Annotated in this window: 3 protein-coding genes; 2 read left to right on the top strand and 1 reads right to left on the bottom strand. The window is 50.5% G+C overall.

The annotated features are described in order from the left end of the window. Positions 1 to 657 (bottom strand): ferritin-like domain-containing protein (locus ACLQ6D_RS00365; RefSeq protein WP_411725259.1); only part of this gene is annotated, 657 nt, incomplete at its 3' end. Between the two features lie 20 nt (positions 658 to 677). Between ACLQ6D_RS00365 and ACLQ6D_RS00360 the strand changes: the two genes are divergently transcribed. Next, entirely contained in the window at positions 678 to 1,043 is a 366-nt protein-coding gene (locus ACLQ6D_RS00360) for a VanZ family protein (RefSeq protein WP_411725258.1), read from the top strand. 9 nt (positions 1,044 to 1,052) lie between these two features. Further along, a partial coding sequence (gene uvrB, locus ACLQ6D_RS00355) for an excinuclease ABC subunit UvrB (protein WP_411725257.1) occupies positions 1,053 to 2,674 on the top strand: 1,622 nt, incomplete at its 3' end.

Here is a 2,674-nt window from a genome sequence, read left to right as displayed (position 1 = left end):
TTCCTGGCTACAGACCGTTTTAAACCAGTACGACCCGCGTTCCACATGCTTAACTTCATCGGTCAGGATGCGGTTTAATATGGCAACTCCTGCCTCATCCCCCTGTGCAGCAAACTTGGCAATGATGCCAGGCGTTACATCCAACCCTCTTGCTTCCATACAACGGGGAACCAAAGCCAATCGTGCCAGTAAATCGTCAGCCGTCTCGGTGGCGTGATCCCACAAGCCGCCATGTGCTGGCAGGTCGCCATACTCAACATTCAAGCTTCTTAAGTGCAACCTGATAAGCTCAAAATGCTGCGCTTCTTCATCGGCAACACAGAGCCAATCCTGATAGAATGGTCCGGGTAAACCGCGAAACCGATAGAGCAGATCCCAAGCCAGGTAAATCGCCACAAATTCAACATGGGCAATCGCATGAAAAAATGCAATAACGCCTTCAGGTGATGTCAGATTGCGCTTGGGCATGTGGCGAGGTGCCTGCAAAACTGGCTTTTCGGGAAACTGCACCTGACTGATCGGTTGTACGGACTGCTTCGAATTAAAATTCAATAGATTGTTATCTGATAAGGACTTGGCATGGTGGGTTAACGCCAATTTTTCATCAATGTTTGGATTGTGGAGACACGCCTCAGCAATCTCATAGAGGTTATTCATAAAGGACTTCAGGACTGTGTATGCTTAAAGTTTTTGATATTCTGGCTTTGCTGTTCTACTGCGCCATGATTTACTGGCTTTCAGACCAGCCATCATTGCCCTTGCCCATGCTATTCGAATACCAAGACAAACTCCACCATTTCACGGCTTATTTTTTGATGGGGATTCTGGCTAGTCGAAATTTTCGCCATTTTGTTGAACCGCCCTTCAATCTGGCAGTCGTCAGCATTGTGTTTTGCAGCCTTTATGCCATCTCGGATGAATGGCATCAATCCTTTGTGGTTGGCCGAGAGGCCGATGCTCTGGATTGGGTAGCCGATACCGTAGGTGCAATTGTGGCGATGTTCTTACTGACACGATATTACCCTTACCAAAAGCCTAGCTGATACAAAAACGTGGAAAAACAATTCAGGATACACAGCCCATTCCAGCCTGCTGGCGACCAGCCCACGGCGATCAAGCAACTGATCGAAGGGTTGAATGATGGCGAAGTGCATCAGACTTTGCTGGGTGTGACAGGTTCCGGCAAGACGTTCACCATCGCCAATGTCATCAACCAAGTGCAGCGTCCCGCCATGATTATGGCTCCCAACAAAACGCTGGCGGCGCAGTTGTATGGCGAAATGAAAGAGTTTTTTCCCGAAAACAGCGTGGAATATTTCGTCTCCTATTACGACTATTACCAGCCCGAAGCCTACTTACCTGCCTCCGATACGTACATCGACAAGGACGCTTCCCTGAATGAACATATCGAACAAATGCGGCTATCGGCCACCAAGGCGCTGATTGAACGAAGGGACACGATAGTTGTCGCCACCGTTTCTGCGATTTATGGCTTAGGTGAGCCGGAATCGTACTTCCAGATGGTGCTGCACTTGGTCAAAGGCGATTTGATTACCCAGCGCGATATTGTGCGCCGCCTTGCCGAAATGCAGTACACCCGCAATGACATCGAACTGCGCCGGGCGACCTATCGGGTGCGTGGTGAAGTGATCGACATTTTTCCTGCCGAGTCTGAGCAGGAGGCCTTGCGGGTCGAGCTGTTTGATGATGAAGTTGAACGCTTGTCATTATTCGACCCCTTAACGGGCGAAATCATCAGCCGGATTGCGCGTTATACCGTCTACCCCAAGAACCATTATGTCACGCCGCGTGAGCAATTATTGTCCGCCATGGACTTGATCAAAATAGAACTCAAGGAACGGCTGGAACAACTCTATTCCTTAAATAAACTGGTGGAAGCCCAACGCCTGGAGCAACGGACTTTATTCGACCTGGAAATGATAATGGAAGTGGGCTATTGCTCAGGAATTGAAAACTACTCGCGCTATTTGTCCGGACGGCAGGCGGGCGAATCCCCGCCCACCATGTTCGATTACTTGCATGATGATGCCTTGTTGATTATTGACGAAAGCCACGTCACCCTGCCGCAGACCGGGGCCATGTACAAAGGTGACCGCTCCCGGAAAGAGACCTTGGTGGAATACGGTTTCAGGCTGCCTTCAGCACTGGATAACCGGCCCTTGATGTTTGACGAATTCGAGGCAAAATCGCCGCAACGCATTTATGTCTCGGCAACCCCCGGCCCTTACGAGAAAGCGCATTGCGGGGATTTTGTCGAACAGGTCGTCAGGCCGACTGGATTGCTCGATCCGGTCGTGGAAGTGCGCCCTGCATCCACCCAGGTCGATGATTTACTGTCGGAAATCAATAAACGTGTGGAAGTCAAGGAACGGGTGCTGGTCACTACTTTAACCAAGCGCATGGCTGAGGATTTGACGGAATACCTGTCGGAACATGGAATCCGCGTCCGATACCTGCATTCTGATGTCGAAACCGTGGAACGTGTCGAAATCATCCGGGATTTGCGGCTTGGTCAGTTCGATGTGTTGGTAGGCATCAACCTGTTGCGTGAAGGGCTTGATATTCCTGAGGTGTCTTTGGTTGCCGTCCTGGATGCGGACAAGGAAGGCTTTTTACGCTCCGAAGTCTCGCTGGTGCAAACCATTGGACGCGC

This window comes from Methyloglobulus sp. (assembly GCF_046714055.1).
In the GTDB taxonomy this organism is placed as follows: domain Bacteria; phylum Pseudomonadota; class Gammaproteobacteria; order Methylococcales; family Methylomonadaceae; genus Methyloglobulus.
This window is presented reverse-complemented; position numbering and strand designations above follow the sequence as displayed.